The sequence below is a fragment of the Acidovorax sp. Root402 genome (genome assembly GCF_001425125.1).
Lineage (GTDB): Bacteria > Pseudomonadota > Gammaproteobacteria > Burkholderiales > Burkholderiaceae_C > Acidovorax > Acidovorax delafieldii.
Window position 1 is genome coordinate 801,116 of sequence record NZ_LMDQ01000014.1, and the last position, 25,287, is coordinate 826,402.

22 protein-coding genes are annotated in these 25,287 nt (G+C 66.8%); 5 read left to right on the forward strand and 17 right to left on the reverse strand.

What is annotated here, in order from left to right:
• The first annotated feature begins 106 nt into the window (after positions 1 to 106).
• Positions 107 to 1,000, forward strand: a complete 894-nt coding sequence (locus ASC83_RS14820; RefSeq protein WP_056063976.1) for a LysR family transcriptional regulator — start codon at positions 107 to 109, stop codon at positions 998 to 1,000.
• A 169-nt stretch (positions 1,001 to 1,169) separates the two neighbouring features.
• On the opposite strand, the gene ASC83_RS14825 is transcribed toward ASC83_RS14820, so the two are convergent.
• The 4 genes from ASC83_RS14825 to ASC83_RS14840 all read right to left on the reverse strand — a co-directional run bounded on the left by ASC83_RS14825 (position 1,170) and on the right by ASC83_RS14840 (position 6,255).
• On the reverse strand, positions 1,170 to 3,290 hold the full coding sequence (locus ASC83_RS14825; protein ID WP_056063979.1) for an alpha/beta hydrolase domain-containing protein: 2,121 nt from the start codon (positions 3,288 to 3,290) through the stop codon (positions 1,170 to 1,172).
• Positions 3,291 to 3,463: 173 nt separating this feature from the next.
• Positions 3,464 to 4,456 carry a tripartite tricarboxylate transporter substrate binding protein gene (locus ASC83_RS14830; protein WP_056063984.1) on the reverse strand — a complete coding sequence of 331 codons (993 nt, stop codon included), beginning with the start codon at positions 4,454 to 4,456 and terminating at the stop codon, positions 3,464 to 3,466.
• A 45-nt stretch (positions 4,457 to 4,501) separates the two neighbouring features.
• Positions 4,502 to 4,873, reverse strand: coding sequence for a hypothetical protein (locus tag ASC83_RS14835; RefSeq protein WP_056063987.1), 372 nt, complete (start codon positions 4,871 to 4,873; stop codon positions 4,502 to 4,504).
• An 11-nt stretch (positions 4,874 to 4,884) separates the two neighbouring features.
• A complete protein-coding gene (locus tag ASC83_RS14840; protein ID WP_056063990.1) occupies positions 4,885 to 6,255 on the reverse strand; it encodes an acyclic terpene utilization AtuA family protein in 1,371 nt (456 codons plus the stop codon).
• A 106-nt stretch (positions 6,256 to 6,361) separates the two neighbouring features.
• Between ASC83_RS14840 and ASC83_RS14845 the strand changes: the two genes are divergently transcribed.
• A complete protein-coding gene (locus ASC83_RS14845) occupies positions 6,362 to 7,255 on the forward strand; it encodes a LysR family transcriptional regulator (RefSeq protein WP_056063993.1) in 894 nt (297 codons plus the stop codon).
• A 115-nt stretch (positions 7,256 to 7,370) separates the two neighbouring features.
• Here ASC83_RS14845 and ASC83_RS14850 read toward each other — a convergent pair whose 3' ends face one another.
• The 8 genes from ASC83_RS14850 to ASC83_RS14885 form a co-directional block, all read right to left on the reverse strand.
• Positions 7,371 to 9,587, reverse strand: a complete 2,217-nt coding sequence (locus ASC83_RS14850) for an ATP-binding protein (RefSeq protein ID WP_056063996.1) — start codon at positions 9,585 to 9,587, stop codon at positions 7,371 to 7,373.
• Complete coding sequence (locus ASC83_RS14855; protein ID WP_156379513.1) at positions 9,572 to 10,807, reverse strand: hypothetical protein; 1,236 nt, start codon at positions 10,805 to 10,807, stop codon at positions 9,572 to 9,574. Before ASC83_RS14855 ends, ASC83_RS14850 begins: the two co-directional genes overlap by 16 nt.
• Before the next feature lie 127 nt (positions 10,808 to 10,934).
• A complete protein-coding gene (locus ASC83_RS14860) occupies positions 10,935 to 11,405 on the reverse strand; it encodes a hypothetical protein (protein WP_056064002.1) in 471 nt (156 codons plus the stop codon).
• Between the two features lie 23 nt (positions 11,406 to 11,428).
• Positions 11,429 to 12,283 carry a hypothetical protein gene (locus ASC83_RS14865; protein ID WP_056064005.1) on the reverse strand — a complete coding sequence of 285 codons (855 nt, stop codon included), beginning with the start codon at positions 12,281 to 12,283 and terminating at the stop codon, positions 11,429 to 11,431.
• Between the two features lie 156 nt (positions 12,284 to 12,439).
• Positions 12,440 to 13,105, reverse strand: a complete 666-nt coding sequence (gene leuD, locus ASC83_RS14870) for a 3-isopropylmalate dehydratase small subunit (protein ID WP_056064008.1) — start codon at positions 13,103 to 13,105, stop codon at positions 12,440 to 12,442.
• Positions 13,102 to 14,520, reverse strand: coding sequence for a 3-isopropylmalate dehydratase large subunit (gene leuC / locus ASC83_RS14875; protein WP_056064011.1), 1,419 nt, complete (start codon positions 14,518 to 14,520; stop codon positions 13,102 to 13,104). The genes leuD and leuC overlap by 4 nt, the downstream gene beginning before the upstream one ends.
• 33 nt (positions 14,521 to 14,553) lie before the next feature.
• On the reverse strand, positions 14,554 to 15,465 hold the full coding sequence (locus ASC83_RS14880) for an alpha/beta fold hydrolase (RefSeq protein WP_056065103.1): 912 nt from the start codon (positions 15,463 to 15,465) through the stop codon (positions 14,554 to 14,556).
• Positions 15,466 to 15,497: 32 nt separating this feature from the next.
• The gene (locus ASC83_RS14885; RefSeq protein WP_056064014.1) at positions 15,498 to 16,487 is read right to left on the reverse strand and encodes a tripartite tricarboxylate transporter substrate binding protein; all 990 of its coding nucleotides are present in this window, start codon (positions 16,485 to 16,487) and stop codon (positions 15,498 to 15,500) included.
• Positions 16,488 to 16,612: 125 nt separating this feature from the next.
• Here ASC83_RS14885 and ASC83_RS14890 point away from each other — a divergent pair, with 125 nt between their 5' ends.
• Positions 16,613 to 17,512 carry a LysR substrate-binding domain-containing protein gene (locus tag ASC83_RS14890; protein WP_056064017.1) on the forward strand — a complete coding sequence of 300 codons (900 nt, stop codon included), beginning with the start codon at positions 16,613 to 16,615 and terminating at the stop codon, positions 17,510 to 17,512.
• 75 nt (positions 17,513 to 17,587) lie between these two features.
• Entirely contained in the window at positions 17,588 to 17,938 is a 351-nt protein-coding gene (locus ASC83_RS14895) for a FlxA-like family protein (protein ID WP_056064021.1), read from the forward strand.
• Between the two features lie 63 nt (positions 17,939 to 18,001).
• Here ASC83_RS14895 and ASC83_RS23620 read toward each other — a convergent pair whose 3' ends face one another.
• On the reverse strand, positions 18,002 to 18,625 hold the full coding sequence (locus tag ASC83_RS23620) for a hypothetical protein (protein ID WP_082522466.1): 624 nt from the start codon (positions 18,623 to 18,625) through the stop codon (positions 18,002 to 18,004).
• Positions 18,626 to 18,954: 329 nt separating this feature from the next.
• Here ASC83_RS23620 and ASC83_RS14905 point away from each other — a divergent pair, with 329 nt between their 5' ends.
• A complete protein-coding gene (locus tag ASC83_RS14905; protein WP_056064024.1) occupies positions 18,955 to 19,554 on the forward strand; it encodes a lipocalin family protein in 600 nt (199 codons plus the stop codon).
• 130 nt (positions 19,555 to 19,684) lie between these two features.
• On the opposite strand, the gene ASC83_RS14910 is transcribed toward ASC83_RS14905, so the two are convergent.
• From ASC83_RS14910 to ASC83_RS14925, 4 genes are read right to left on the reverse strand one after another with little or no spacing between them, the layout of a single operon-like run.
• Positions 19,685 to 21,319 (reverse strand): ABC transporter ATP-binding protein, encoded by a 1,635-nt coding sequence (locus ASC83_RS14910; RefSeq protein ID WP_056064028.1) that lies wholly within the window; start codon positions 21,317 to 21,319, stop codon positions 19,685 to 19,687.
• Between the two features lie 2 nt (positions 21,320 to 21,321).
• Positions 21,322 to 22,368 carry an ABC transporter permease gene (locus ASC83_RS14915; RefSeq protein WP_056065107.1) on the reverse strand — a complete coding sequence of 349 codons (1,047 nt, stop codon included), beginning with the start codon at positions 22,366 to 22,368 and terminating at the stop codon, positions 21,322 to 21,324.
• Between the two features lie 22 nt (positions 22,369 to 22,390).
• The gene (locus tag ASC83_RS14920) at positions 22,391 to 23,425 is read right to left on the reverse strand and encodes a microcin C ABC transporter permease YejB (RefSeq protein WP_056064031.1); all 1,035 of its coding nucleotides are present in this window, start codon (positions 23,423 to 23,425) and stop codon (positions 22,391 to 22,393) included.
• A gap of 18 nt (positions 23,426 to 23,443) precedes the next feature.
• Positions 23,444 to 25,270, reverse strand: a complete 1,827-nt coding sequence (locus ASC83_RS14925; RefSeq protein WP_056064034.1) for an extracellular solute-binding protein — start codon at positions 25,268 to 25,270, stop codon at positions 23,444 to 23,446.
• Positions 25,271 to 25,287 lie beyond the last annotated feature (17 nt).

Genomic DNA, 25,287 nt, shown 5'->3' on the forward strand with positions numbered 1-25,287 from the left:
TTGAGCGGTGGTGCAGATGACGGAATGAAGTTTATTTGCGCCAATCGATCCAATAAACCCGATAATTCGCGCATATTTGTTTCACCAATCGATCAAATAACCCCTTATGGACCGCCTGACCGCCATGCATGTGTTTGCCGAAGTCGCCACCAGCGGCAGCTTCAGCGCCACGGCCGACAAACTGGATATGTCACGTGCCATGGTCACGCGCTATGTGGGCGAGATGGAGCAGTGGCTGCAGGCCCGCCTGCTGCAGCGCACCACCCGCAGCGTGACGCTGACCGATGCGGGCGAACACGCGCTGCGCCGCTGCCAGCAGATGCTCGCGCTGTCGCAAGACCTGGAAGAAGAAACGGCCACCACCACCGAAGGCGCATTGCGCGGCCAGCTGCGGCTGACCTGCAGCGTCTCGTTTGCGTTTGCGCAGATGGGTGCGGCGATTGCGGACTTTCTGGCGCAACACCCGCAGCTCAAGATCGACCTGGACGCGAGCGAAGGCTCGCTCAACCTGGTGGAAAAGCGCATCGACCTGGCCATCCGCATCAGCGCCGAGCCCGACCCGCTGCTCATCGGCCGGCCACTGGTCCGCTGCGATTCGGCCCTGGTGGCATCGCCCGCCTACCTGGCCGCGCACGGTGTGCCGCAGCAACCTGCCGACCTGGGGCAGCACCGGTGCCTGAGCTACGCCAACTTTGGCAAAAGCGTGTGGCAGCTGACGCGCGGCGAGGTGGTGGAGCGCGTGGGCGTGAGCGGCCATTTCAGCGCCAACGAGGCCACCACGCTAATGCGCGCCGCGCTGGCGGGCGGCGGCATTGCGATGCAGCCGACGTATCTGGTCAACCCGTATCTGCACAGCGGCGAGCTGCAGGCCGTGTTGCCGGGCTGGGACTTGCCGGTGATGACGATCTATGCGCTGTACCCATCGCGCCGGCACTTGTCGCCTGCGGTGCGGGCGCTGCTGGATTTTTTGGTGGCCCGGTTTGCGGGGGTGCCGTGGTGAGGGTGGCAGAACGGCCAGAAAACGCTACGCTTTTGATAGCTGCTCAGGCATATTTCTCTGGCGCATCCGGCCACTTTGGCTAAAAAAATGCCCCCAACCCTCTTGCGAGAGGGTTTGGGGGCCTGCAGGGGACAGCACGGCACGGGGCCGTGCGGGTCGTCACGTCACCTCAGGGCAGCACGGCTGCGGCCTTGGCGCGCGCAATCTGCAGGTCCGCATCGCGCGGCAGCAGCAGGCGCTGGGCCACCAGGTCGTTGGCGGCCTGCGTCACCGCAGCAACGTAGCCATCCTGCGTGCCATACAGCTCTTCCAGCGAGGGGCGTGCATCGCCCGCCGCCAGCCGCGCGGCGCGCGTCTTGTGGAAGGGGATGAAGCTGCCCGTGAGGTTGGCCAGGTCGGTGATGCCGGGTGTGGCCACGTAGTTGAACTCGATGCTGGTGCCCAGCGGCGCACGCGCCTCCACGCTGCGGATGCCCGCACGCGTGAGGCCCGTGGATGCATCGACCTGCGGCACCAGGATCGCGTAGTCGCGGCCCAGGTTGCGCGGGGGCAGCACGGTGGCAATGCCAGCCTCGTCCTGCGGGATGTACTGCGGGCCAAAGTCGAACAGCGGGAAGTTGTTGTACAGGCCGCGGTAGCTGAAGTCCGGGATCGCCGTCTGCACGCCGCCCACCGCCCAGGTCAGCCCCTTCATGGCAGGGAAGGCCAGCGCCTCGGGCCGCACCAGCGTGCCGTCGGCCAGCCTGGGCACCTGGCTGGCGGGCGGCAACGTGCCGCGCACCACCCAGTCTTCGAGGTTCAGGAACAGCGCGCGGAAGGTGTCGTTGAACTGCACCACCGTGCCGGTGGGGTACGTGGCGCGCGTGGGCGCATAGGCAATGCTGGCCGTGCCCCCTGCCCCGCCGTGCTGGGTGCTGGAGTAGTAGTAGATGCGGGCGTTGTCGGGCTGCGCCAGGTCCTTGGTGCCGTTGGCGTCGGTCAGCACGGGCGAGCCCTGCAGCTGCCAGAACTCCGTGCCCGACAGGCCCAGGAAGAACTTGGGGCAGGTGTTGGTGGCGGCGCAGCGCTTCATCACGCCGCCCTGGCGGCCGCTGATGTCGTCCTGGTAATCCTTGTCCAGCCCGCGCGGTGCCGTCTGGCCGAAGGCGGTGTGGTCGGTGCGCAGGCCACCACCGCCGCCGGGCACGGCAAAGCGGGTGTTGATGTTGGTCTGGCGCGCAGCGACGTGGGCGTACATGCCGTCGAACACCTTGCCGCCATCCAGCGCCTGGTTGAAGCCCAGGTGCAGGAAGGTCTTCATGGCGTTGCCCGACTGCGAGGTGCCCTGCCCCAGCGTGTGCGTGATGCGGCCTGCGAGCGGGTTGGGGGTGCCGGTGGAATCGGCCGCCTTGCTGCGGAAGAAGCTCACCGTGTCGCGCAGCGCAGCCAGGCCCACGCCCATCACTTTGGGGTCTTTGGCAACATAGACCAGCTCGTACAGATAGGCTGGGTCAAACCCGCCCTTGAGGCACACGCTGGTGGGGCTGGGCGTGCCGGGGAAGGCGTGGGTGCCCGTGTCGCAGGTGGCGAACTTCCAGTCGCTGGCGGGCACAGGCACGCGCGCATCCGTCTCGTTGGCACGGCGGGTGAGCGAGTAGCCGGGCTGGGTGTTGTCCAGGCTGGCGGGTTCGTACGGAATCATGGTGCCGTTGAACACGCCGCCGGGCAGCGTCATTGAGGGGCTGGCGGCGGTGGGCACCAGCTCGGCGCGGTAGGGGCCGGTGATGCTGCTGCCGTCCTTGTTCTTGGCCACGGGCACCGTCACCGTCAGGCGCGCGGCGGTGCTCTTGGGCACATCGCCCTGCCAGGCCGAATACAGCATCACATAGCCGCGCTCCAGGTACACCGCATCGCTGGGCGTGGCCGTGGGGTTGAGCATGGTGAGGATGTTGCCGCGATTGGGTGCGTCGTAGCGCAGCACGCCGCTGGCCTTGGCCATGTTCTTGGGCTTGAGCATGACGAAGTCGGCCTGGTACTCGACCATGCCGTTGGCGTTGGTGGGCGCCAGGGCCAGGTCCTGGATGACGGCGTTCTTGGGGTCCTTGGGGTCCACCTCGCCGCTGATGGTGCCGGTCACGCGCTCGTATTCGCCCACGTCGCCATAGGTGCCCGGAAAGGCCTCGGTGGCGGTGATGGCCAGCTTGAGTGCGGGGCCCTTGGGCGCATCGTTGCTGGAGCCCCCGCAGGCCGTGATGGCGGCTGCAGCGGCGGCCGTGAGCGCGAGTTTTCCGAATGCACGAAGAGGTTTCATGGTGTCTGTCTCCTTGGATGGATGGTGGTGCGGGCCGCTGGAACGGCTCTGGAACAAAAACGGCAGCGTCTGTTGCGCTGCGCGCGGGCAAGGCTTCGCCCAGACCTGCCAGCAAAGGCAGGCTGCGAGAAGCGCGAAAGGGGTTGAGACGGCCCGGCGGATGGGCCGGTGGCTTATTCGGCCTCGATACCTGCGGCCTTGATCACCTTGCCCCACTTCTGGGTTTCGGCGGCCTGGAACTTGGCGAGTTCATCGGGCGTGGTGGTCCAGGCTTCGGAGCCGGCGTTGTCATAGAAGCTCTTGGCCGCAGCGCTCTTGGTGGCGGCGGTCAGCAGCTCATTCAGGCGCGCCACCACCGGCGCGGGCGTGCCTGCTGGCACGTAGGCCGCAAACCAGTAGCCCATGTCGTAGCCCTTCACACCGGCTTCGTCGATGGTGGGCACGTCGGGCAGCTGGGTGCTGCGCTTTTGCGTGGAATAGCCCAGCGCACGCAGCTTGCCCGCCTTGACCTGTGGCACGCCGGTGGAGGTGTCGGTGATCATCAGGTCGATCTGCCCGCCCAGCAGGTCGGTGATGGCCAGCGGGTTGCTCTTGTAGGGCACATGCAGGATGTCCACGGCCGCCAGCTGCTTGAGCATTTCACCCGCCATGCGGCTTGACGAGCTGCCGCTGCCAAAGCTGAGCTTGCCGGGGTTCTTCTTGGCAAAGGCCAGCAGCTCGCCCACGTTCTTGTACGGTGCGCTGGCGTTGACCACCAGCACTTGCCCGCCCTTGCCCAGGCCGGTGACGGGGGCGAAGTCCTTCACCGGGTCGTACGAGAGCTTTTTGTACAGGTGCTCATTGGCGGCGTGTGTGGTGTTGGTGGTGATGAGCACGCTGTAGCCATCGGCCGCCGACTTGGCCACGGCCGACGCGGCGATCATGCCGCTGGCGCCGGCCTTGTTGTCGATGACCACGGGCTGCTTGGTGTCGTTGGTGATGGACTGGCCCAGCGCGCGCGCCAGCTGGTCGGTGGCGCTGCCTGCGGCAAAGGGCACGACGAAGGTGATGGCCTTGGCCGGGTAGGCACCGGTCGCCTGGGCGAGCGCAGCGGGGGCGTGCAATGCGCCCAGCGCCAGTGCGGCGGCAGTGGCGAGCAGAGCGCGGCGGGGGGATGAATGGGTCATGTTGTCTCCTGGTGTTGGTATGAATGAAAAAGCGAAACGGGAGGTCTAGGCCGTGGGACCGCCAAAGTGCGGCGACAGGTGCGCGGGCACGGTGATGGGCATATCGAGCAGCAGGTAGCTCAGTGCCTTGCCGTGGCTGTCGAGGTTGAGCGAGTCGTTCACGCCGCCGTCGAGCACGTCGTCCAGCACGAGGTTCATGGCCTGCAGCTGGGGCAGCAGGTAGCGCGTGACCTGGCGCGGGCGGCGCTGCGCAAATTGCTGCGCCACAGCGGCCTCGGTGACTTGTTCGACCAGCACATCCCACAGCGCGGGGTGCCAGGCGATGACGCTGATGTTGGAGCGGTTGCCTTTGTCGCCGGTGCGGCTGTGGGCCAGGCGATACAAGGGAACAGTGACGGTAAGGTTTGTAGTGGTCATGGCTTGAGTCCTCAATCCACCATCTCGAAGTAAACGGACACGGCCTCGCGCGGCACCAGGCACGAGACGGTACCCAGGCGCGGCCGCATCGCCGTGCGCACGCCACCACCGCCCGCGGGGCCGCAGGTGTACAGCGCGGTCACCTCGCGCACCAAGCGCTGGGCGCTGGCGTGGTCGCGGTGCTGCAGGGCCACGCGCAGGCGCACATCGCGGTTGTCATTGTGGGCATCGCCCGCTGCGGGGTCGTCCAGCCAGCGGCTGGTGTCGTCGCCAAAGATGCTGGTCACGCCGATCAGGTCGATGCGCAGCGGGCCCAGGCCCTGCAGGCGCTCGCGCAGCACCTCGCCCGCCAGCCGGGCACGGGCCCCTGCGCGCGGGCCGGCGTAGGAGATTTCGCCCTCGGCAAACCAGCCCGATTCAAAACACACGTTGACCTTGAGCGTGGCGGGCCGCGCATGGCCCTGCACGCCCTCCAGCCGCACCGCGTCAGCGCCCAGCGTGGTCACGCGGGCGGTGGTGATGTCGGCCACCACATCGGGCGTGAGGTACGCCGCCGGGTCGTGCAGCTCGTACAGCAGCTGTTCCTTCACCGTGCGGTCGGTGATGCAGCCGCCCGTGCCCGGGGGCTTGGTGATGGTGCAGTGGCCGTCGGCGTCGATCTCGGCGATGGGATAGCCCAGCTGTGCCAGGCCCGCCACGTCCTTGTAGCCAGGGTCGGCAAAGTAGCCGCCTGTGACCTGTGCGCCGCATTCCAGCAAATGCCCGGCCATGGTGGCGCGGGCCAGCCGGTCCCAGTCGTCCAATGCCCACCCGTAGTGCGCCAGCGCGGGGCCCAGCACCAGCGACGGGTCGGACACACGGCCACACACCACGATATCGGCGCCTGCGCGCAGCGCATCGGCAATGGCCTGCGCGCCGATGTAGGCGTTGGCGCTGACGATGGGCTCGGTGGGCATCGCGCTGCCCAGCGCGCCCTGCAGCAGCGCGCGGTGTTCGGGGCCGCTCAGGTCGTCGCCCTGCAGCACGGCAATGCGCGGGCGGGCCAGGCCCAGCTCGGCCGCCAGGGCGTGGATGCGACGCGCGGCGCCGTGCGGGTTGGCCGCGCCAAAGTTGCTGACGATGCGCACACCGTGCGCCAGGCACTGCGCCAGCACGGGGCGCAGCAGGTCCACCAGCAGGGGTTCATAACCAGCATCGGGGTCAGTGCGGCGCGCGAGCTGGGCCAGCGCCAGCGTGCGCTCGGCCAGCGTCTCGAAGATGAGCACCGCAGGCTGGCCGCTGGCGATGAGCGCCTGCACCACGGGCAGGGCCGCGTCGGTGCGGTCGCCCGAGAAGCCGGCGGCGCAGCCCACCAGCAGGTTGGTTTTTTGGTCGTTCGGCATGAATCCGTTGTCTCCTGACCGTGAATGTAGGAACATGGCTGTATTCTGTGAAATCGATTGTTACGATTAATCCATCTGAAATTCAGATGAATCACACCCACCCCGCATGAGCGCCTCTCATCTCTCCAGCCGCCAGCTCGATGCCTTCCTCGCGCTGGCCGAGCAACGCAGCTTTACGCGCGCCGCCACGTTGTGCCATTTGTCGCAGCCCGCGTTCAGCGCCCTCATCCGCGCGCTGGAGGACGACCTGGGCCTGCGGCTGTTCGACCGCAGCACGCGGCATGTGGACCTCACGCCCGAGGGGCAGAACTTTCTGGAGTCTGCCCGCCGCATCCGCGCCGAAATCACCAGCGCCCTGGCCGCCGTGCGCAGTGCCGCCACGCTGCAGCGCGGGCGTGTGGCCGTGGCGCTGCTGCCGTCACTGGCGGCAGGCTGGCTGCCGGGCGTGCTGGCGCAGTACCGCACCGCACACCCAGGCATCGAGATCGACATTGCCGATGTGCTGTCCGAGCCCTGCATCGACCGCGTGGCCAGCGGCCATGCCGACTTTGCACTGGCCGCGATCCGCGCCGACACGCCCGCGCTGCAGGCCGAGCCGTTTTGCAGCGACGACTTCTACCTGGTGTGCCCGGCCGACCACCCGCTGGCGCGCCGCCGCAAGGCCATCACCGCGCAGGACCTGGCCGCCTGGCCCTTCATCCACCTTGCGCGCACCAGCAGCGTGCGCCAGTACCTGGAGGCCGCCCTGCACCCGCAGGCCATGCACACGCTGATGGAGGTGGAGCAGCTCGCCACCGTGATGGGCATGGTGCGCGCGGGGCTGGGCATCAGCGTGGTGCCGGCGCTCACGCTGTTCCACTTTGACCAGCCGGGGCTGGTCACGCGACCGCTGTCGCTGCCAGGGCTGACGCGGCAGATCTACCTGGTGCGGCGGCGGGACGAGAGCTTGTCGGTGGCGGCGCAGGCGCTGTACGCGCTGGTGATGGCGCAGCGGCCTTGAGGCGGCCTGCCATCTGCTATCTATTCAATAGCTTCCAGGGCATATTGAATAAGCGCCTAGCGGCCATTCGGCTCAAAATTTTGCAGCGATGGCGCCGCAGCACTCCATGCGCTGCTCAATCCGGATCACGGTCGCGCGCCAGCACCGCCAGCTCCTGGTGCAGAAGCAGTTCCACCTCCGCCGGTTCAAACTGGTCCTGCAGCAGCGGGATGGCAAAGCGGTATTCGCCGCCCTCGTGTTTGCGCAGCACATAGGCCAGCTGCAGGCGTGCCAGTGACTGGCGCAGGGCCTGCGCGTCGCCCGCGATGCCATGGCTTTGCAGCAGCTGGGCCAGGGTGACCAGGCTGGACTGGCCCGCCTGGGCCGTGTGATAGACCACCATGCGGTCGAGGCGGCAGGCGGCTTCGTCGTGGCTCAGGCGGCCCCAGCCGGCCAGTGCGTCCTGCACGGCCTGCGAGGCCAGGGCCTGGTCGAGATGGCGCTTTTCGATCACGCGTTCGCCGGGCAACAGGGCCTCCAGGCATTCCTGGCAAAGGATGGCGACCAGGTTGGCGCGCTGGCCGCTGGCGTCCACCAGGCGGTTCACCAGGTGCTCGTTGTCAAAACCCAGCCGCAGCTTGCGCAGTGGCTCGGTGGCCAGTTCGCGGCAGGCATCGCGCTCCAGGCCGCCGATGGTCAGCACCTCGCCAAAGTTGCGCAGCGGGCTCTGGTAGTCCAGCACGGCGGTGGCGTACAGGTCCCAGAAGCCCGCGAGCATGAACCAGCAGCGGCCCTCCTCGCTGAGCGCGCGCAGGGTGGACAGCTGCACGTAGCCGTTGGCCGATTCGTCACGGAAGAACAGGTCGGCCTCGTCGATGAGCAGCACCAGGCGCTTGCCCTGGTACTGCGCCTGCAGGTGGTCCACGATGGCTTCGAGCGGTGTGTCGGCGGGCAGGCCAAACTGCAACGCCATGCGTGGCGCCAGGCGGTGGTCGCGCAGCGAAACGTAATGGCACACAGTGTGCGGGTGGCCCGCCATGCGGCGCTGCACGGCCTTGAGCAGGCTGCTTTTGCCCAGCTGGCGCCCACCCACCACCAGGTAGTTGGCGGGCTCGCGGTTGATGACGCGGGCCAGCAGTTGCGCACGGCCAAAGAAGGCGCCTTCGCGCGTTACACCGCCGCGTGTCTGGTAGGGCGAGATGCGGGTGATGCGCAGCTGCGCAGCCAGCAGGCGCAGCAGCACTTGCAGGGCGTCGCCACCAATCAGCCATTCGGTCTGGCTGGCGCTGTCGGCCATCACATGCAGGTTGGCGCGGTCTTGTGCGTGGGCGTGCAGCAGCGGCCAGGGGGTGTCCACGCTGTGCTCGCTCAGGATCAGCAGCACGTCGCTGCCGGTCTGCACGGCGCGCAGCTGGCGCAGCACGGTGGCTTCGTCGATGCCGTGCGTGGGCACAAAGACCAGGCAACGGTCCAGCGACACGGGCAGGTCGGGCGGGAACGACCACTCAAACACCGCACCGGGCAGCGCCCAGTCGGTGCTGGGCTGGCAGCGGGCGGACACGCGTTCGGCCAGCGCGCGGGCCAGGGCCGGGGCGCGCTCGCTGCCCGTGGCCTGGGCGCAGGCCACCGCGCGGCGCCAGTCCACCAGGCGAATGTCGGCGGCCTGCAGCGTGGGTTCCAGCCGCCGCAGCCAGCGCAGCAGCCGGTCAATTTGCGGCAGTCGCGCCAACGGCGTGCGGCGCAGGCGCGCAGGGCGCAGCTGGCCCGCACCGATGAGCGGGTGGCGCACCACCCACAGCACTGCACCCACGCCAAAAATGACCGCGCACCACGTGATGAGCGAGCGCATCCAGCCGAAGGGGTCGGCGTCTGGCACCGGCTTGGCGGGCTCGAAATCGTCGGTGCTGCCTTGCTGGCAGTTGATGGGCAGGTAGCCCTGCGGGATGGGCGGGTTGCCGGGGCGGCAGGTCCAGGTGTGGGTGCCGGGCTGCAGCTCCACCACCACCTGCGTACCCGCCAGCTTGCCAAATTCGGGGTTGTGGGCAATGTCGGCCTGCAGCACATTGGGGCGCGGGGAAGTAACGCGCAGCTGCGGGTTGGCAATGGGCGGCGCGTACTTCTGAATGTCCGTGGGCCAGGCATCCAGCTCGTTGCGGGCGTTGACCATGGCCACACGCCACTGCACAAGCTCGCCCCACAGCGGCCCCACATTCATCGCCGCCATGAACCTGCCCCGCGTGGCCGGGTTGTGCTGGGGCGTGAACACGGCGCTGGCCACAAACAGCGTGACCAGCGCAATGACCACGGCGCGCACCACGGGCCGGGACAGCCAGGGCGTCAGTCGGCCGAGCATGAATCCAGCACCATCCAGCCGGCCTCGCGCACCGTGGGGCTGCGCCAGTGCAGCCGCGCTGCGTCCCCCACGCCGCGCGCCAGGATGAGGTTGCCCCAGAACAGGCTGCGCAGGTCGTCGTCCTGCAGGTAGGGTCGTGCGCGGCCGAGGTCGTCCGCGCCCAGCAACTGCTGCAGGCGGGCCCGGCTGGCTGGCACCTGCGCCAGCGGCAGAAACGTTTGCCACAGGCGCGGGCTGCTGGCCAGGTGGGTGCGCAAGGCGCTGAAGGCGGGCTGGCCTTCGTGCAGACTGGCGCCCGCGCCGGGGTGGTCCACCAGCCATTGCAGGCCTTCTTCAAACAGCGCGGGGTGGCCGCCGCTCAGGGCCTGCAGCGCGGCCACCACCGGCTCGGACCAGGGCTGCTCGGGCCAGCGGTGGCGGGCCATTTGCAGCAGGTCGGCAAGCGACGGGTCGGGCCAGTGGTGGACCTGGGCGATGTTGAGCAGCGACAGGTCGCCACTGCGGTACTTGAGGTCGGCCAGCGCCTGCCCGCCGCACAGCAGCAGGTGCAGGCGGCCGCTGTGCATTTCGCTCAGGCTGCGCAAAATGCCCGCCAGGGTTTCGCGCAGCGCGGGCGTGCCCTGCTCGAATCGGCTGACCAGGCAGAAGATGCGCTCGCCCGCCAGCAGGCGGCGCTCCAGCGCGGATTCAAACTCGTAGTCCGACGCCACATCGCCCAGCCCGCACTGGCGGCCGATGGCCGCGAAGTATTCGGCAGGCACCGTGCTCACGCTGTAGGGCGGCTGGATGTGCAGCACCGAGCCTTCGCCGTACTGCGCGCGGGCGCGCTGCAGCAGCTCGTGCCGGAACGGCGGCTGCCCCCAGTGCGCGGGCGACAGCAGCAGCGAGATGGGGTATGGCACCGCCTGGGCCAGTTGCGCAAACACCTTGTCCTGGAACGCAGCAAACGGCTGCGCACCGGTGTATTCGGCCTGCAGGGGAAATTCTGGCGCAAACCCTGCGGCGCTGAGCAGGCGGTTGGCCTCACTCTCCGTCAGGCGCAGGTACCGGGTGCAGGCCACCAGCTTGTCGCGCGAGCGCGGGTTGGGCACCGAGATGCCGTTGCGCCAGTTGTTGACGGCCTCACGGCTCAGGCCAATTTCGGTGGCCACACCGGAGGCGCTGGCGCGGATGCGCCGCATGTAGACCGACAGAAGATCGGCAAAGGAATCGGGGGACATGGAGTTGTGGACTAACGAAGGCGGGTACACCGAGCCAAAACCAAGGGCTGCGAAAAACATGGGGATCGTGGGCAGGCATTGTCAGCCTTGCCAGACCACCGCCATCCCACTGCGCACTGCGGATGCACTACGCCAGGCGCTGCACCATGGGCCAGGCCTTGTAGCTGGCGAGGCCACAGGCCGTGAGCACCGGGCTGTACAGCACCATGGCGCCGACCACCGACATCAGCCAGCCGGGCTCTTCGTACTCGTCGGTATCGTCGGCCTTGGCTGTCGCGCCCTCCTTCAAGGGCTCCTTGCTGCGCCCCTCTTCTTGGCCCTCGCCCGAATCGCCGGTCATCTCCTGCACCAGCATCACGGCCACCACCAGCAGCGAGACGGCCAGCAGCGCCAGGTAGCCGTATTGCAGCGCGGGCTGCGTGAGCGGATAGAAATAGCCCGCCAGCAGCGCGGCCGGGGCCAGAAAGAACACGTGCATCATGAGCCGGTACCAGGGAATGCCGTCCGCCGGCCTTTCCAGCGCCCCCATGACCATGCGGTAGGTCAGCGCCCCCAGCACAAAGATCACCCCACCCCACCATTCGATTTGCGTCAGCATGTTGTTGTTCTCCTGAGATGCTTTTACTGGGGTGCCATCACCGTGGCGGGGCCGTCGTCGCCAGGCGGGGCGGCGTCATCGTCTCCGTCGTCCCCGCGCAGCGCCTTGTGTTCGGTGGCCATGTAGTACAGCGGCAGCGCCACGGCCAGCACCAGCCCCAGGCCCATCCACAGCCAGAAGCCCTTGAACAGCAGCACAGTGACCACCGTGAAGACCACTGCGTGCACCAGCCCCTTGAGCCCGGCGCGCAACAGCAGCACGGCCATCAGGCCCTGCACGGGCGACTTGCCGCTTTTGCCCATCGCCTTCGCCATCTCGACAAACGCTTCGGCCGCCTCCTGGGCCTCGCGCTTGCGCTTTTCTTCCTGCTGGCGCAGCTTGGCCACAGCCAGCGGCTTGGCCGGGTCTTTGGAACAGGCGTAGCGGTCTTCGGTCTCCCCGTCCTGGCCTTCGCCGTCCTGCTGCGCGGGCTCCACCACAGCGCGCCACTGCGGGTTGGCGTCCATGAACGCCCGGCGCGACACCCACTGGCCCCGGTCAAAGTGCATGCGCTCGGTTTCACCGACCTGGTCGTAGAACACCTCCAGCACCGCAGCCCGCAGGCCGTGGGCGAACAGGGTCTCCAACGCGCGCAGCGGCAGGTCGTCGTGCGTGCCGGTGTCGAACCGCAGCGTGAGGTGACCGGGTTCGGCAACCGCCTCCTGGTTGAACCATTGGGCATCCCACAGCGCATCGAGATCGGCGCCGCCAAGCTTGTCGGCCCAGCGCCGTGCCTGCTCGGTGTTGCCCGTGGCAAGGTACTGGTAGACCAACTGGCCCATCTTGAGCTTGATCGGGTCTTCGAAGAACAGGTGCAGGGTATGGGTGTTTTGCGACATGGCTCTGGGGATGGGGTGGGTCCGTGTGAAAGTGCACGAATTGTTACCGCCGGATCAGGACCTGTCCCTCGCGACGTTGTCCACCCCCCACACCCTGTGCACTGGACAGGATGTCAACCGCCCACACCACCCGCAGGTGCGGCGCACCCGGCGCGCTCAGCCCTGTGCGCGCCGGGCCTGTAGGCGCGCCCGCGTGCGCAGCGCCACGTCCTTCACCCAGGGTTGGGCAGACCAGTGGCGCTGGGCAAAGGCCTGTATCTGATCGGCATACGCCAGCGATGCGCCGATCACATCTTGTCCCTGCAGGAACATGCTCTGGTGCCGGTCGGACAGCACAAACTGCGCGCTGTGCCCCGCGCTGCGCACCATGCGGTGCTGCACATCAATGGTGATTGCCAGGGGGCCTCGCAGCTGCGCAGCCTGCGCCTTGAAGACCTGCACATCCTCCTCGGAAACCATGGCCAGCAGCAGGCGGTTGTTGAGCGCATTGGAGTAGAAGATTTCTCCAAAGCTCGATGCCACCACGGCCCTGAAGCCGTACTGCTGCATGCCCCACACCGCGTGCTCGCGACTGGAGCCGCAGCCATAGTTGGAGCCCGCGACGAGCACGTCCACCCCCTGGAAAGCCGCCTGGTTGAGGACGAAATCCGGGCGCGGCAATCCTTCCCCGTCAAAACGCAGGTCGTAAAACAGACCGGGAGCCAGGCCCGACTTGTCGATACCGCGCAGGAACTGCTTGGGCATGATCTGGTCGGTGTCGAGGTTGGCAATGTCGAGCAGGGCCGCATGGCCGTGCACGATGGTGTGGTGATCGGCGCTCATGCTGGCACCTCCAGGGTACGGACGTCGGTGATGCAACCGGTGACGGCGGCTGCTGCAGCCATGGCCGGGCTCACCAGGTGGGTGATGGCGCCCCGGCCCTGGCGGCCTTCGAAATTGCGGTTGGTGGTGGATGCGCAGCGCTGGCCGGGGGCGAGCACGTCGTCGTTCATGGCCAGGCACATGGAGCAGCCGGGCTGGCGCCACTCAAAGCCTGCGGCCACCAGGCGCTCGGCAATGCCTTCCGCCTCGGCCTGGGCCTTCACTGCGCCGGAGCCGGGCACCACCATGGCGCGCACGCCGTGGGCCACGTGGCGGCTGCCCACAACGCGGTCTACCTCGCGCAGGTCTTCGATGCGCGCATTGGTGCAGGAGCCGATGAAAACATGCTGCACGGGCACACCCTGCAGGGACTGGCCGGCGACGAGCCCGGTGTAGCGCAGCGCTTGCTCGGCGCTGCTGCGCTGCACGGCATCGGCCAGTTCTTCGGGACGGGGAACCGTGGCGTTGATGGCCATGGCCTGGTCGGGGCTAGTGCCCCAGGTGACGAACGGGGCGACGTCAGCCGCGTCAAACACATGTTCCGCATCGAATGCAGCGCCCTCATCACTGTGCAGGGTGGCCCAGTGCGCCAGTGCCTGCGCGCGCAGTTCGCCCGCAATGTCGGGGGCCTTGGCCAGCACGTAGTCAATGGCGGTAGCGTCGGGTGCGATCAGTGCGCCTCGGGCGCCCGCCTCCACGGCCATGTTGCACAGCGTGAAGCGCGCCTCCACCGACAGCGCGCCAATGGCGCTGCCGCAGAACTCCACCACATAGCCGCGTGCGCCCTGCGCACCGATGCGGCTGATGACCATGAGGATCAGGTCCTTGGCCGTGGTGCCGCTGGGCAGCACGCCGTCCACACGGATGCGCATGTCCTTGGCCAGGCGGTAGACCAGCGTCTGGGTGGCCAGCACATGCTCGACCTCCGAGGTTCCGATGCCAAAACCCAAGGCACCCAGTGCCCCGTAAGTGGTGGTGTGGCTGTCGCCGCAGATGATGACCATGCCCGGGCGCACCATGCCGTGTTCGGGCGCGATCACGTGCTCGATGCCCTGCAACGGGTCGTTGGTGTCGAACAGCGGGATGCCGTGGCGGTCGCAGTTGGCCTTGAGGTTGGTGGCCTGCAGGGCCGAGGGCGGGTCCTGGATGGTGCGCCAGCGCACCGGATGCGTGGGAATGATGTGGCTCACCACCGCCACGTTCTGCCCCGGCACGGGCACGCCGCGCCCGGCCTCGTGCAGGCCGGCGAAGGCCTGGGGGCTGGTGTATTCGTTCATCAGGTGCAGGTCGCAAAACAGCAGAACGTTCTGTTCGTCCAGAACGGCCACGGTGTGCGATGCCACCAGCTTCTGGTAAAGCGTTGAGGGAGTGGTCATGGTCAGCGTCGGGGGTTGTCGTTGGGTGCGGCCTTACCGGTCGGCCAGCAGGAAGGGCAGCGCCGCGTCGAGCAGCGCATCAGGGGCCTCCTCGGCGATGTAATGGCCGCAAGGCAGTGCATGGCCGCGCACGTCGGCCGCCACGCGCTGCCACTCGGCCAGGGGCTGGAAGCACTGGTGCACCACGCCCTGCTCGCCCCACAGCGCCAGCAAAGGCATGGGCAACTGGCGGCCCGCATCGCGGTCGGCACGGTCGTGCACCAGGTCGATGCCCGCAGAGGCACGGTAGTCCTCGCAGATGCCATGGGCCGTGCCGGGCAATGCCAGGCAGCGCACGTACTCGGCCAATGCCCGCGCATCGAACGGGGCCAGACCAGCACTGCGCCGGCCCATCACGTCGCGCACGTAGGCTGCGGGGTCGGCCTCGATCAAGCGCTCGGGCAGCGGCGCGGGCTGGATCAGGAAGAACCAGTGCCAGTAGGCACGGGCAAAGGCGTTGCTGGTTTGCTCGTACATGGCCAAGGTGGGCGCTATGTCCAGCAGCACCATGCGCTGCACGGCCGCCGGGTGGTCGGCCGCCAGGCGGTGCGCCACGCGGGCGCCCCGGTCGTGGGCCAGCACGGTGAAGCTCGGGTGGCCCAGGTGCTGCATCACAGCCAGCATGTCGGCGGCCATGGTGCGTTTGCTGTAGAGCAGGTGCTCCGCATCGCCCTCGGGCTTCGCCGAATCGCCATACCCGCGCAGGTCCGCCAGCACCAGGGTGAAGTGCTGCGCCAGCTTTGGCGCCACCTTGTGCCAGATGGCCGAGGTCTGCGGGTGCCCGTGCAGCAGCAGCAAGGCAGGGCCTGTGCCGCCCACCAGCGTGTGGATGTGCTGGCCGTCCGGCGTAGGCACGCGGCGGGCGGTGAAGCCCGGGAAAAGCGGGGTCGTCGTGGTCGTGGTCATGGGTGTCGGTGGGTAGTGCAGCGCAGGCGTGTTCACTCTGCCGTGATGCCCCGCTCCTTGATGAGCTTGGCCCACTGCGGCATTTCCTGCTCCAGCTGGGCGCGGGCCTGCTCTGGCGTCGAAGGCGTCGGGTCGAAGCCATCCCTGGCCATGCGCTCTCTCAGAGCGGGGGTGTTGAGTGCCTGGTTCAGGCTGGTGTTGAGCTTATCGATGACTGGCTTGGGTGTGCCGGCCGGCGCAAACACGATGAACCAGGTTTCAAACGTGTAGCCCGGCAGGCCAGCCTCGGCAATGGTGGGCACGTCGGGCATGAGTGGCGAACGCTTCGTGCCCGTGACGCCCAATGCACGCAGCTTGCCCGCCTGCACATGCGGCTGCGCTGCAGACAGCACCGGGAAGCTCATGGCCACCTGGCCGGACATGGTGTCGATCATGGCCGGGCCGCCGCCGCGGTAGGGGATGTGCACGATGGGCGTGCCTGCCACGGCCTTGAACAGCTCGGCCGACATGTGGAAGGTGCTGCCCGCCCCCGCTGAACCATAGGAGTATTGCCCCGGCTTGGCCTTGAGCAGGGCCACCAGTTCCCTGACGTTCTTGGCTGGCAAGGCGTTGTTGACCACCAGCAGATGCTGCGAACTGGCCACCATGCCGATGGGCGCCAGGTCCTTCAGGGTGTCGTAGGGCATCTTGGCCGTCAGGCTGGGGTTGATGGCCAGGGACACGGTCTGCAGGCCGATGGTGTAACCGTCCGGTGCGGACTTGGCCACCATGTCCACGCCGATGTTGCCGCCCGCGCCCCCCTTGTTCTCGATGAACAGCGAGCCGCCCAGGGCCTTGCCCCATTCGTCGGTGATCAGGCGGGCCGCAATGTCCGCGCTACCGCCGGGTGCATAGGGCACCACGAGCTTGATGGCCTTGGCCGGGTATGCCTGGGCCCATGCGCCAGCGGCGGCAGACAAGGCCAGTGCGGCCGTGGCCACGGCGCGCCATGTTCGTAACCGCCGGGGATGGGATGTGTTCATGGGTGTGTCTCCTGCAAGGTTCTTGTGTGGTGTTGCAGTGGCATCTTATGAGTGAGCATGATTCACATAAAGTCATTCAAAATTACTTCATTCGTAAATCAAACACACTAATCACCCACAAGCCCATGGACGCTTTTTCAGACTTGCGGTTTTTTGCACTGCTGATGAAGGAAGGCAGCCTCGCGGCTGCCGCCCAGCAGATGGGCATCACTCCGCCGGCCGCCAGCAGGCGCCTGGCGCAGCTGGAACGGCGGCTGGGCGTGCGGCTGCTGCGCCGCACCACCCGACGCATGAGCCTGACGCCCGAGGGTGAGACCTACCTGCTCGACGGCACGCGCATCCTCGGCGACCTGGATGCGCTGGAACGCACCGTGGCTGGCGCGCGCAGCTCGCCACGCGGGCTCATCAAGCTGGCAGCCACGCTGGGTTTTGGCCGAATGCACATTGCCCCCGCCCTGTCGGCATTTGCACGCGCCTACCCCGAGGTGGAGGTGCAGCTGCACCTGACAGACCGGCCCGTGAATCTGGTGGAACAAGGCTTTGACGCCGCCGTGCGATTTGGTGACCTGCCGGACTCACGCCTCACGGCCCGCAAACTGCTCGCCAACCGGCGTGTGCTGTGCGCATCGCCCACCTACCTTGCCCAGGCAGGCGAGCCCGTGCAACCGGCAGACCTGCTGGCCCACCAGTGCATCGTGATCCGCGAAAGCGACGAGACCTACGGCACCTGGCATCTGCGCCAGGGCGAGCGCCAGGAGACAGTGAAGGTGCGCGGCATGCTGAGCACCAACGATGGCGCAGCTGCCACCACCTGGGCGCTGGAGGGCCACGGCGTGCTGATGCGATCCGAATGGGACGTGGCGGTCCACCTTTCTGCAGGCCGCTTGCTGCGCGTGCTGCCAACATGGTCGCTGCCGGCGGCCGACGTGACGCTGGTCTACCCCACACGCAGCGATCTGTCGGCCAAGATGCGCGCGCTGACCGACTTCCTGCGGGAGTGGTTCTCGGCACCGCCGCATGCATGAAGGCCCGCAGGCCGAAGTCATCGCGCGCGTCAGGGCCACGGCTTGAGATTTCTGCGGATGTGCCGATAACACAGCATGCAGATTTCAAGTGCAACCCCTTCGACGGGCACAGCGTCCAGCGCCAGTGCAGCCAGCAACATCAACAAGCTGCAAAAACGGATGCGCGAACTGACCGACGAACTGCGCAACGTCGCCGGACAGGACATGGAGCCCAAGGCCAAGCAGGAGAAGGTCAAACTGCTGCAGGCCCAGATCCAGATGGTGCAGCAACAGATAGCAGCCATCCAGCGCCAGATGCAGCAAGAGCAGATGGACCGAGCCCAGGCACAGCAACAGGCCAAGGCCAGCCAGCAGCCACGATCCACCCCGGCGAACAAGCCGCAGAGCCTGCCGGGGTTGGGAGAGTCGGTCGATACCTTTGCTTAGTGCTATGGCACTGCGCGAGGACATGCTGCGGAGCGTGCAGCGTCACGCCGTCTTGGATAACGGCTAGGGCCTGTTCATCAGGGTCAGCGTGGCAAACGGCAGGTGGTGCATGAGCTCGCGCAACACCAGCAGCGTGCCCGCAAAGACAGGATCCTTCGGCAGGCCTTCGTGTGCGGCGGGGCGCCCTTCGGCCACAGCGGCCAGGCGGTTGAAAAGACGCTCCATGGCCTCCAGCGTCAGCACGCGCTGGGCCCCCGGCGGCACACCCGCCAAGGTGGCCAGGTCATGCAACGCCGCATCTGCAGACCATGGGGCCCACACCTGCCCGCCGGGCAACAGGCCTTGCAGTTGCTGGTGGCCCACATGGACCTCATCCTCCACTACGGCAATGGCGTTCTCCAGTTCCAGAGGTGTTGGCACGGCATGGCGGAAAAACTGGCGCGCCGTGCGCTCGCCACCCAGCGGCAGACTCAGCTGCACGGACGGCATGGGGGTATCTGCCCCCGCAGCCCAGAGCACCTGGTGAGGCCCCAGGTGCAAGCCACAGCTCCATGCACCCGGCAGGCCGTTGCGCTGCGCCTGCTGGTAGCTGCGTGTGGCCGGGTCGTCGGCAGCAAGACTGTGTTGCTGCGCCTGTGCCGAGGCGGCAGGGAGCGCAGAAAGGGATGGAGAGCTGGGATGGTTCACGGGACCTCCTTGACAACATAACGGCCGAACGCGGGAGGGGTGGAGAGGCCCCACTGCCGTTGCCCTGCAGCACTCTAACCCCGCACGGGGCAGGCTGCATGCATACATCGATGACAACGCACAGGACATGCCACACGCGGGCTGCTCAACGCCCACGCCACGGCGACAACAACCGGACAGGGACACCAGACCCGCCACACCGCCGACACCGTGCGCCAGCGCCTTCCTACACCGGGCGCATTCCACGGTCCCTACAGTCGGTTGCGAGGAGAAGGGCACAGCCAGCGCGGTGGCCCCACCACCAGAACCCACCCACAGGAGAACCCACCATGCAAGCCATCCGCACCGCACCTCGCCGCTCCCCCTGGCCGCTCATCGTGGGCGCGGCTGCGTTGATGGGCGTGCTGGTGCTGTCAGCGTGCTCGACGCCACGCACACCGGATGGCGTGCAACCCGTCACGGGCTTTGACGTGGACCGGTATGCAGGGCACTGGCACGAGCTGGCGCGCATTGAAAACTCGTTTGAGCGGGGGCTGACCCAGGCCAGCGCCACGTACAGCCGCAACGCGGACAACACCATCAAGGTGGTGAACCGAGGGTACGACCCGGTGCGCAAGCAGTGGAGAGAGGCCGAAGGCCGGGCAGAGTTTGTGGACAGCCCCGACCGGGCCGCACTCAAGGTGTCGTTCTTCGGACCGTTCTATGGCGGCTACAACGTGGTGGCGCTGGACGAAAACTACCAGTGGGCGATGGTGGTGGGCTCCAGCACCGACTACCTGTGGGTACTGTCACGCACCCCCACCCTGCCCTGGCATGTGCGCGAACACCTGATGGAGCGTGCGAGGGCCCTGGGAGTGGATGTGAGCAAGATCGTCTGGGCGCAGCCCGGTGCAGAGCAACATGCGCGCCGGGTGGCGGTCAGGACCTGATGACAGCGCAGCGGGGCCTGAAGGCTTGCGGCGCCCAGTGAACAGCTCGGCGCCGACGGCACCAGACAATCAAAATTGATAGCAGCCAGCGCATGTTGCACTAGCGCCTGCGGCAGATTTGGCCTGAAACTCACCCACCAGGCACTGTGGCGGCAGCTACCAGACGCTGGGTGTACGGGTGCTGGGGGGCATCCAGCACATCGGCCACGCTGCCACTTTCTAGCACCGCGCCGTCCTTCATCACCACCACATCGTGCGCCATGGCGCGGATCACATCCACGTCGTGGGTGATGAGCAAGTAGCTCAGGCCCTTTTCTTTTTGCAGGCGCTGCAGCAGGCCCAGCACCTGCTGCTGGATGGTCACATCGAGCGCGCTGGTGGGCTCATCCAGCACCAGCACCTGGGGCTGCACGATCAGGGCACGCGCAATGGCCAGCCGCTGGCGCTGGCCGCCGGAGAATTCATGCGGGTAACGCTCGAGCAAACGCGGGTACTGAGTCTCGGCCAAGCCCACCTCGTCCAGCGCGGCCTCGACGCGCACGCGGCGCTGGGCCACGGTCAGTGTGGGCTCGTGTACCTTCAGGCCCTCGCCCACGATCTCTTCGACTGTGAGACGCGGTGACAGCGATGAAAACGGGTCCTGGAACACCACCTGCACCCGGCGGCGCAGCTGCTGGTTGGCTGGTGTGTTGCGCGTGGCAGGCTGTTGCCACGCCTGCCCTCCCACCTGCAACTCACCTGCGTATGGCAGCAGCCCCAGGATGGCCTGTGCCAGCGTGGACTTGCCCGAGCCAGATTCGCCCACTACGCCCAGTGTCTGGCCGGGCAGCAGTTGCAGCGTGGCGCCTTGCACGGCCACAAACTCACCTTTTTTGAACCAGCCCCTGATGCCCGGCAATGGCGTGGGGTAGACCACGCGCAGATCCCGTGTCTGCACCACCGGTGCAGTGCCTGCGGGTGGGTCTGACTCGACCACATCGCGGCGCGGCTGGCTGGCGATCAGACGGCGGGTGTAGGCATGCTGGGGCGCGCCGAACACGTCGGCCACTGGGCCCTGCTCTACCAGCACCCCCTGCTCCATCACGGCCACACGGTCGGCAAAGCGGCGCACCAGGTTCAGGTCATGCGTGATCAGCAGCACCGCCATGCCGGTCTGGCGCTGCAAGTCGCTCAGCAGGTCCAGGATCTGGCCCCGCAAGGTCACGTCCAGTGCGGTGGTGGGCTCGTCGGCCAGCAAGAGCTTCGGCGCGCTGGCCAGGGCCATGGCGATCATGGCGCGCTGGCGCTGGCCGCCGCTGAGCTGGTGTGGAAAGCTGTTGGCGCGGCGCGCGGGCTCGGGGATGCCGGTTTGCGCCAGCAGCTCAATGGCGGCTTGCGCGCACTGGGCGCCGGTGAGCCCCTTCTTGAGCAGCAGGATTTCGGCGATCTGCTGGCCTATCGTCATCAGCGGGTTGAGCGCGGTCATGGGCTCCTGGAACACCATGGCGATATCGCCGCCGCGCACGCCGCGCATCTCGCGCTCGGTCATCGCCAGAAGGTCGCCCCGCCCTTGCAGCAGGGCCTGGCCGGTGATGGCGGCATTGCCCGCCAACCGCAGCAGGCTCAACGCCGTGATGGTCTTGCCCGAGCCGGACTCGCCCACCAGTGCCAGCTTTTCGCCCGCAGCCAACGTGAAGTTGACGCCGCGCACCACCTCTTTGGAGCCAAAGCGCACATGCAGGTCGTGAACTTCGAGCAGCGCGGGTTTCATGCTGGATGCCGTCATGGTCACAGATCCGCCTTTCTGGGGTCCAGCGCATCGCGCAGCGCATCCCCCATGAAGGTCAGCAACAACAAGGTGACCACCAGCACGCCGAAGGTGGACAACGATATCCACCACGCATCAATGCTGTTCTTGCCCTGGCTGAGCAACTCGCCCAGCGAGGGCGTGCCGGGCGGCACGCCCAGGCCCAGAAAATCCAGCGATGTGAGCGCCAGGATGGCCCCGCTCATGCGGAAGGGCAAGAACGTGACCACGGGCGTCAAGCTGTTGGGCAGGATGTGACGCCAGATGATTTGGGCATTGCTCACCCCCAGGGCGCGCGCCGCCTTCACATAGTCAAGCTGGCGGTTGCGCAAGAACTCGGCCCGCACATAGTCCGACAGCCCCATCCAGCCAAACAGGCTCAGCAAGATGAGCAGCAGCGCGATGCTGGGCGCGAATACCGCGCTGAAGATGATGAGCAGATACAGCTCTGGCATGGAGCCCCAGATTTCGATGAAGCGCTGAAACGCCAGGTCGGTCTTGCCGCCAAAAAATCCCTGGATGGCGCCGGTGAGCATGCCCAGCAACACGCCTGTGACGGTGAGCGCCAGACCAAACAGCACACTCACACGGAATCCGTAAAGCAGCTGCGCCAGCAGGTCACGTCCGCGGTCGTCCGTACCCAGCCAGTTGTCCGCCGTCGGCGCCGAGGGGTTGGGTGCCTTGGCGAAGTAATTGAGCGTGTTGGGGCCGTAGGGGTTCAAGGTGTAAAGCGCCCAGTTGCTGCCAGCGGAGAGGCGCTCCTTGATGAAGGGGTCCAGGTAATCGGTTGGTGTCTCGAAGTCTCCGCCGAAGGTCCTTTCGGGGTAGTCCTTGAGCATGGGGAAGTAGGTTTGCCCCTCGTAGCGCACGATAAGAGGCTTGTCGTTGCTGACCAGCTCGGCGCACAGGCTCACCAGCACCAGGGCGCAGAAGATCAGCAGGCTCCAGTACCCCAGGCGATTGCGCTTGAAGCGCAGCCACGCGCGGCGGGAGGGCGAGAGCGAAGGCGATGCGGGAGCAGAACTCATCAGGGCCATGGGTTCGTTCGGGCTAGTCAAACTTCACGCGCGGGTCCACCCACACATAACAAAGGTCGCTGACAAGCTTGGTGACCAGCCCGATCAGCGTGAACAAATACAGCGTGCCCAGCACCACGGGGTAGTCGCGGCGGATCACGCTCTCATAGCTGAGCAGGCCCAGGCCGTCGAGCGAGAACAGGGTTTCGATGAGCAGCGAGCCCGCAAAGAACGCCCCGATGAAGGCAGCGGGGAACCCGGTGATGATGGGGATGAGCGCGTTGCGGAACACATGCTTCCACAGCACCTGCCGCTCGCTCAGGCCCTTGGCACGGGCCGTCAGCACGTACTGCTTGCTGATCTCTTCGAGGAACGCGTTCTTGGTCAGCATGGCCGTCACGGCAAAGCTGCCCAGCACCATGGCGATCACCGGCAGCGTGATGTGCCACAGATAGTCCACGATGCGCGCACCCCAGGACAGCTCGTCCCAATTGGCCGACGTGAGCCCCCGCAGCGGAAACCACTGCAGCTGCCCGCCAAAGATGACCAGCAACGCCACACCCAGCACAAAGCCCGGAATGGCGTAGCCCAGCAGGATGAGCAGCGTGGTCACCAGGTCAAACCGCGACCCGGCCCGCACCGCCTTGGCCACGCCCAGCGGCACGGCGACGAGGTAGCTGATGAAGAAGGTCCAGAGGCCGAGGCTGATGGAGACCGGGAGCTTCTCGACCACCAGTTGCCACACGTCCTTGTTCTGAAAGAAGCTCTTGCCCAGATCAAAACGCGCGAACTGACCCAGCATCTGAAAAAAACGTTCATGTGCAGGCTTGTCAAAGCCGTACAAGGCCTTGATCTGCTCCAACCGCTTGGGGTCCACGCCCTGCGCGCCCCGGTAGCTCAGGCCGCCGCCTTCGGCACCACCGCCCCCGCCAACGCCAGCCTTGGCTTCGGCCATGTACTGCTCCACGGGGCCGCCCGGCACAAACTGGATCACCACAAAGGTCAGCAGCAGCACGCCCAGCAAGGTAGGGAGCATCAGCAACACGCGTTTGAGGATGTAGGCAAACATGGGTGGGCTGGCGTGTGGTTATTTTTTGTCGGGCGCGGTCTGTGGCGGTATGCGTGCCCACCAGGTGTCAATGACCCAGCCCTCGCCGCTGGAGTACGGCGGCACCGTGGCGGGCTTGGCCAGTCTCCAGGCGTTGTAGGCCATGCGGTGCGTGGCCGCCGTCCATTGCGGAATGAGGTAGTGGCTGTGCGCAATGATGCGCTCCAGCGCGTGGCAGGCGGGCAGCAGCTGGGCTTCGGTTCTGGCCGAGGTCATGGCCTTGATCATGGCGTCCACCGCAGGGTTCTTCACGCCCGCAAAGTTGCCGGAGTCCTCCACGTCGGCCGCCTGGCTGCCGAACATGTCGGCAAACTCCTGCCCCGGGTTGTGGGTGCCCTGGAAGGCCATCGAGGTGATGTCGAAGTCAAACTTCTGCAGGCGCTGCTGGTACAGCGCAAAGTCCACGGAGCGGAAGCGCAAGGTGACACCGATCTTTTCGAGGTTGCGCATCCAGGGGGTGATGGTGCGCACTCCACCTTCGTTGCTGTCCATGTATTCCAGCACCATGGCCTCGCCCTTCGCGTTGCGCAGGGCGCCATCGCGCACCTCCCAGCCCGCCTGTTTGAGCAGGGCCTGCGCGCGGCGCAGGTTGGCACGCAATGACGAATCGCCGTCGGTGCGCGGGGGCATGGTCATGGGGCCAAAGGCGGTTGCGGGAATGTCTTTGCGGTAGGGCTCCATCAGCGCAAGCTCCTCGGGCGACGGACTGCCCCTGGTTTCGCACGCGGTGTTGCCAAACAGGCCGTTCACGCGCTGGTAGGCGCCGTAGAACATCTGGCGGTTCATCCACTCATAGTCCATCGCCAGGCCCAGGGCCTCTCGCACGCGCGCATCCTGCAGCAGCGGGCGGCGGGTGTTGAGCACGTAGCTCTGAAAGCCCGACGGCAGCTTGTGCTTGAACTCGCCCTTGACCAGCTCGCCGGTGTCGAATTTTTTGCCCGTGACGCGGCGGGCCCAGTCGCCCGCGCTGAAGAACCGCATGAGGTCGAACTCGCCCGCCTTCAGGGCCTCCAGCCGCGCGGTGTTGTCCTTGTAGATCTTGACGAGGATGCGGTCGAAGTTGGCCGTGCCCTTGCGCACATTGAGGTCGCGTGCCCAGTACTGCGGGTCGCGCACATAGGTGATGTCCTTGCCAAACCGCACGGGCCCGATCTTGTAGGGGCCGCTGCCGATGGGGATGTCCATCACCACCTGGTCAAAGGGCTTGGCCTTGCCGTTTTCCACGCCCCAGTCGCGACTGAACACCGGCAAGCCGCCCACGGTGATGGGAAGCTCGCGGTTGGGTTGCTTGAAGCGGTAGCGCACGGTGCGGTCGTTGATCACATCCACGCCCGCCACCTCGATCAGCAAAGTCTTGTACGCAGGCGAGGTGAAGGGACCCACCAGCGTTTCGTAGCTGTGCTTCACGTCCTGGGCCAGCACTGGCTTGCCGTTGTGAAACCGCGCCTCGGGCCGTAGGCGGAACGTGGCAGACAGCCCATCGGGGGCGACTTCCACGTCCTCGGCCAGCAGACCATAGCCGGTCGCGGTCTCGTCCATGGAGCCCACCAGCAGCGAGTCGAACATCAGCGACGACAGGTAGGCGGGTGCGTTGCCCTTGATGGTGAACGGGTTGTACTTGTCGAAGGTGGAGACGCGCAGGTTGCTGACCAGCCGCAACTCGCCGCCCTTGGGAGCGTCGGGATTCACGTAGTCGAAATGCGCAAAACCCGCCGGATAGCGCGGCGCGCCCCACAAGGCATACGCATGCGCTGCCCACGCTGGAACAGCACACCCCATCAGCAACAAAGCCAGCCAAAACCGCATGCGACAATTCTGCACTA